Source organism: Methylophaga sp. UBA5088, assembly GCF_002414625.1.
Taxonomy (GTDB): Bacteria; Pseudomonadota; Gammaproteobacteria; order Nitrosococcales; family Methylophagaceae; genus Methylophaga; species Methylophaga marina.
Genome location: NZ_DIAC01000097.1, coordinates 16,622 through 22,761 on the forward strand (window position 1 = coordinate 16,622; position 6,140 = coordinate 22,761).

Annotated in this window: 5 protein-coding genes; 2 read left to right on the forward strand and 3 right to left on the reverse strand. The window is 43.5% G+C overall.

Annotated elements, in window-relative coordinates; translation table 11 throughout:
• Positions 1–875, forward strand: an 875-nt coding sequence (locus B4K20_RS12025) for an EAL domain-containing protein (protein WP_289283052.1), incomplete at its 5' end; no start/stop codon positions are given.
• Between the two features lie 42 nt (positions 876–917).
• A complete protein-coding gene (locus B4K20_RS12030) occupies positions 918–1,145 on the forward strand; it encodes a cysteine-rich CWC family protein (protein ID WP_289283053.1) in 228 nt (75 codons plus the stop codon).
• 180 nt (positions 1,146–1,325) lie between these two features.
• Here B4K20_RS12030 and B4K20_RS12035 read toward each other — a convergent pair whose 3' ends face one another.
• The 3 genes from B4K20_RS12035 to B4K20_RS12045 all read right to left on the reverse strand — a co-directional run.
• Entirely contained in the window at positions 1,326–2,096 is a 771-nt protein-coding gene (locus B4K20_RS12035; RefSeq protein ID WP_286304614.1) for a hypothetical protein, read from the reverse strand.
• 281 nt (positions 2,097–2,377) lie between these two features.
• Positions 2,378–3,790, reverse strand: coding sequence for an efflux transporter outer membrane subunit (locus B4K20_RS12040; RefSeq protein WP_289283054.1), 1,413 nt, complete (start codon positions 3,788–3,790; stop codon positions 2,378–2,380).
• Positions 3,787–6,140 (reverse strand): efflux RND transporter permease subunit (locus B4K20_RS12045; protein ID WP_289283055.1); only part of this gene is annotated, 2,354 nt, incomplete at its 5' end. The genes B4K20_RS12045 and B4K20_RS12040, both read right to left, overlap by 4 nt.

Below are 6,140 nucleotides of genomic sequence, written 5' to 3' on the forward strand. Positions count from 1 at the left end.
CCATGTTACCTATGCTGGAAGATGCACTGAAAAACTATAAACAAACCGGGAAATCTGGTGAGCTCATATTTGTAGAAAACACCAACTATGGCAGAACTGTGAAAGTCGCAGCGCTGGCTCAGTCCATGTTAAGTGGCCTGGATTACTCAACGCTGAGTGTCGTCTATCAACCGAAAATCAATGCCTCCAATCAGGTGGATTCTGCTGAAGCACTATTACGTTGGGATAACATACATTCAGAACCACTCAATCTATTAGATTTTATCGGTGTGGCAGAAAGTACAGGTGTGATAATAGACGTTGGCTATTTTGTGCTTGAGCAAGTGTGTGAAATGCTCAAATTGATTCGACAGCGCGTTCCAGACTTTCACAAAAAAATATCAGTTAATCTCAGTATTCGACAACTCGCTGATACCAAGTTAGTTGACACCTTCGAAGCCATTTGTAAAAAGCATAATGTGCCCACTCACCAGATTATTTTCGAGGTGACAGAATCAGTCATGGCAGAGAATATCAATCTGTTGACGTCAGTTATTCATGCTCTCAAAACAGCCGGATTTGGGGTTGCGATTGATGACTTTGGTACAGGACAATCCAACCTGAGTTATATAAGCCAATTGCCAATTGATGAATTAAAAATCGATAAATCGTTTATTGACAAAATTAATACTGAGAAAGGGGAATACCCGATCGTTGATACGGTGATATCAATGGCCAAAGCCTTAAAGTTAAAAGTGGTTGCAGAAGGGGTCGAAACAGAAATTCAAACACAGTATCTCCGCTCGAAGTCTTGTGACTTGATTCAGGGCTTTTATTTTTACAAACCGCTGACACTGACAGACTGGCTTGAACTTATATCACCAGCGGATTATTAGGGCTGGAGACAATGTGAGTCGACTGGATAAAATTCATCACATATGACTGAGAGTCAAAGCGTCTGCACTGACAGATGTCCCATATGTGGTGGTCCAAACGCTTGTGGCAATTTATCAGTCGATAGTAACCCGGCTGATTGTTGGTGTCATAAAGCGGATATGATAATTAGCCAGACCCTTTTAGAGCAGGTACCTTCAACTCAGAGAGGCAAAGCCTGTATTTGTCAGCAATGCGTTATCAGACAAGCAGCAGATATGCCTAGCAAGTAAATATTTTACTTATTAAGACAGATAAATATAAAAGCTTGGGAGGCAATCATTTTTTACCTCAAGATTAAATAACTAAAAACGGTCGGGATTTGTTTTGTTATATACGACTTCGTTTCTCTCTAAGCTAGTTTGAAAAAAAATAATAAATCATTTATCGGAACTGGTTTCTGTAAGAATTGATTAAATTGCAGTTATATTGATGTCTAAACATACATCTGGACGTTTGCCATTGCGAACAGGATGATCAAGCACATGTAGGCCATATATGTGATCATGCCAGCCCGCTGGGCTATGATTCTGTCTAATACGCATTTCTTCCATCTTACGAAGTTCATTTTGATCATTCCATTCTCTTACTGCTAACATTTCGCCACACCATGAGTTATTGGTCAGTAAGTCATTGATATCATCTAGATACATAATAGTGACGGGGAGGTAAAGCTCAGGATTATTATGTTTAAAAAGCTCAAATACAGATAAGGTTGAAGAGTAAAGGTCTACATCTACAGCAACAAAACCAACCGGTGCGTCATTAGATAAATGTTCTTGACAGAAAGGTTCTATCGTATCAGCAATATTTCCTGAAATGAGTTGAGCATTTTCAGGCAATTTTTTTCTTATCTCATCATGGTCAACAAGGAACTGTCCTTCATGCCATAGCTCAGGATGATCCTTATATCCACTTGATAGTGCTGGCATACCAATATCTGAATCGAAGCCATAAATATCATATTGCATGTCTGTAGATTTAGTCATGATGGCGCAGATGTCACACAGGTTTATCAGTCCGGCGCCAGTCGCAACGCCAAATTCAAATATATTCAGCTTTTTTATACCGAGCTCTTTTGCTTGAAGTGTAGCAAGCCATAGACCGAATGCATATGCTGGTCTGCCAATCTTATCGTTGAATATCTGTTCCGCAATATTATCGACATCTTTAAACTTTTTCACGTCACTTTCCTTCGTAGTAGATTCAATCAAACATGTTAGATAGTCTGCTTATGGCAATGGTCAAAACTATCTTCTTTTCAAAGATAATTTAAGCAGAATAAATGCAGCACAAAAATATCACACAATGAAGAACTATTGTGATACCGGATTTGTAGGGGATAAGCCATTTTCAGCAGCTATTGTGAAGTGGCTTAATGCAAACAGCAAATTCGGCTCTAAAATCAGTGACAACAACCAACGCCATTTAATGGCACTAATGGTGCGCCAACGCCCTCATAATATTAACGCTGCTGAGGTTTGACTTGCCAGCCACCACCTAAGGCTTTGTAAATAGTGACTAAATTAAGCCCTGAAGTAATTTCGCTATTTGCTAAGGTATCTTCTGCTTCCAGTAATGTTCGTTCAGCATCTAGCACATCAAGAAAATTATCATAGCCACTATCAAAGCGATTTCTGGCCATGGTGGCAGATTGTTTTGCCGAAGCCGCAGCTTCTTGCAATTCAGCACGCCGTTGTTCCTCGTTAGAAAAATCACTCATCGCGGACTGTAATTCTTCAAGTGCTGATAATACTGTCTTCTCATATTGTGCCAGCGCGACTTTAGTTTGGGCATTAGCTTGATCGACATATGCTTTCAAGCGATCACGATCAAAGACTTGCCAACTGATCGATGGACCAATTGAGCCAGCGAGGGCTGTGGTACCAAAGCTACTCAAATTAGTAGAAATAAAACCTAAAGAGCCAAGAATACTGACCTTGGGAAATAAATCCGCCACGGTCAGATTATAATCCGCCACACTGGCCGCCAATGAACGTTCAGCTGAGCGGATATCTGGGCGTCGGGTAAGCAACTGTTGCACGTCACCCACGGCTACTGTTAGCGGTAATGTCGGTAGAGCCTTAGTCTCAGACAAACGACTACGTAAAGCATCTGGTACTTGCCCTGTTAAAACAGAAAGACTGTTTATGGTCGAATCTATCTGCGCTCTTAATGGTGGAATCGTGGAGCGAGTCAGACTGAGTTGTGTTTTGGCACGACTCACATCCAGAGCACTGGCGCCACCGGCATTCAATATCCTTTCTGTTAATTCAAAGGTTTCATTTTGATTTTCAGCATTTCGCTCAGCAATATCCAAACGATACTGTGCCCCGCGTAGAGTAAAGTATTGTCTGGCGACTTCTGCGGCGACACTGACATACATTTGTTGCAAGTCGGCGGCGATAGCTTGTTCCTGAGCCAGTTGTGACTCAATGCCATAGCTGACACGTCCAAAAATATCTAATTCCCAATTGGCATCAAAGCCTGCTTCATAGATATCAGCAGCGCGAGTGTTCGCATTTTGTGTTTCCTCAGAATACAGGTTACGACTATAACCACCGTTTGCATCGACTGTCGGGTATCTATCTGAACCCACTGCTCTGGATAAAGCACGAGCCGCCTGTAGGTTCGCCAGTGCAATCCGTACATCCAGATTATGTACTAATGCTTTTTCAACGAGTTGCGTTAATTGTGGATCCTGAAAAGCTGTCCACCAATCTGCGATAGGTTGCTGTGCATTAGCAAACTCGTAGGTGTCATCACTCAGTTGTGTCGCTTCAACCGTCTTATCCGTCGTGGGTGACTGATAATCTCGAAATTGAGCACAGCCAGTGATGGACAGGCTAATTAAGGTACACAAGATCATTTTGTTCATGATTTTTCTCCTGTCGCCTGTTCAGGTTTGAAGTAAAGCGCAACCCGACGACAAATCACATAAAACACTGGGGTAAATATTAACCCGAAGAAGGTCACGCCAAGCATGCCTGAAAATACTGCGATACCTAATGCCTGACGCATTTCAGCACCAGCGCCTTGGGCGATGGCCATGGGCACAACACCTAGAATGAAAGCGAAGGATGTCATCAAAATAGGGCGTAAACGTAGTCTGGCTGCTTCAACGGCTGCATCCCAGACAGAACGTCCCTGACGCTCCAGCTCTCGGGCGAACTCAACAATCAATATAGCATTTTTTGATGCTAAACCTACCAGCACGACCAAGCCTATTTGCGTCAGGATATTGTTATCCATCTTCGCCAGATACACACCGGTGATGGCTGATAACAGACACATCGGTACAATCAGGATGATAGAGAACGGCAATGCCCAGCTTTCATATTGCGCAGCCAATAATAAGAACACAAACACAACAGCCAGTAGGAAAGCCAAAGCAGCAGTATCACCGGTTGCTTTCTCCTGATAGGCAATTTCAGTCCACTCATAACCAATGCCATCAGGCAGAATTTTTTCTGCTAGTTCTTCCATGGCATCAAGTGTTTGGCCACTACTGAAGCCTTCCGCACTACTGCCCATAACACCTGCTGCTGGATATAAGTTATAGCGTGGCACTCGAGAAGGGCCAGAGGTATCACGCACAGTGGCAAACGAGCCTAACGGCACCATATCGCCATTAGTACTTCTGACACGGATTCGAAGTGCATCATCTACGGATAAACGATCCTCAGCTTCAGCCTGAGCAGTTACTCTAAATGTCCGACCTAAATAATTGAAATCATTAACATAGACTGAACCAATAAACACTTCCAATGCCTCAAACACATCAGGCACAGGTACGTTCAGTCGTTCCGCTTTATTACGGTCAATATCCAAATAGATTTGCGGATTATTAGTATTAAAGAAAGAATAAACAGCCGTAGTAGCAGGGCTATCAGGGCTATTTGCCGCAGCGGCCATATCGGTTGCTGCTTGCTCTAATACTTTTAAGCCACGGCCACCACGATCCTGCAGCATCATCTTGAAGCCGCCAGCACTACCAATACCGGGCACAGGAGGGCGTTCAAATACCGCCACCTTGGCTTCTTTGAAGCTGGCAGCCACAGCACGCATATCACTTAAGATAGTCTGATATTCAATGCCTTTAGCTATACGATCTTCAAATGGTTCTAGTGGTGTAAATATCACGGCGGCATTAGATTGAATGGTTCTTGTCGCGCCAGAAAACCCTGTAAAACCAACCGCGTTTTTCAGACCGGGTACGGCTAACATTTCTTCAGTCACCGCCTGAACCACTTTATCCGTAGCATCAAACGAGGCGCCGTCAGGCAATGTGATAGCAACAATCAACGAACCTTGATCTTGTGACGGAATAAACCCGGTCGGAACACGGTTAAATTGAAATGCGGTTAAGGTCATCAGGCCCGCATAAATCACTAACATAATCAGTCCCATGCGAATGGTTTTACCGACAAACCAGCCGTAGCGATTTGATAAGCCTTCCATACCACGGTTGAAACCATTGAAAAATGCTTTTACCGGTGAGCGGTACCATTTAACGGGTTTCTCTGGTTTATCCTGATCGTGTGACTTCATCAAAATGGCCGCGAGTGCTGGTGATAAGGTCAGTGATACAGCGACCGAGATCATGGTGGCTACAGCGATGGTAATACCAAAGGCTTGGTAAAACTCACCTGAAATGCCTTCAAGGAACAGGGTAGGCAGGAATACAGCAACCAAAACCAGCCCCATGGCAATTAATGCTGAACCTACTTCATCCATAGTTTTACGAGCTGACTCACGAGGGGATAGACCGTTACGCAGATTCCGTTCCATGTTTTCAACGATGACTATCGCATCGTCCACCACGATACCAATCGCCAAAACAAGACCAAATAAAGTCAGGTTGTTCAACGAGAAACCAATGGCTGACATAACCGCAAACGTACCAATAAGAGATACTGGAATAGCCACAATAGGGATAATCGCTGCACGCCAGGTTTGTAAGAAAACCAGAATAACAATGACCACCAAAAAGACGGCTTCATAAACGGTCATTTTTACTGCATCAACCGATTGTTCGATAAAGTCTGTCGGGTTGTAGGCAAACTCATAAGTCATGCCTGGTGGAAATTCAGCCGCGATATCTTCCATTTCGGCTTTGATCTGATTGGCTGTTTCAATCGCGTTGGTACCAGGACGTTGGAAAATAGGCAAAGCGACGGCTTGTTTTCCACCTAAATACCCTTTGGTGATGTAATCCTGAGCTGCTA

Excerpts from the sequence above, each read along its gene's own strand:
- B4K20_RS12040 (WP_289283054.1), bottom strand. The coding sequence starts at position 3,790 with ATGAACAAAATGATCTTGTGTACCTTAATTAGCCTGTCCATCACTGGC.
- B4K20_RS12030 (WP_289283053.1), top strand. The coding sequence starts at position 918 with ATGACTGAGAGTCAAAGCGTCTGCACTGACAGATGTCCCATATGTGGT.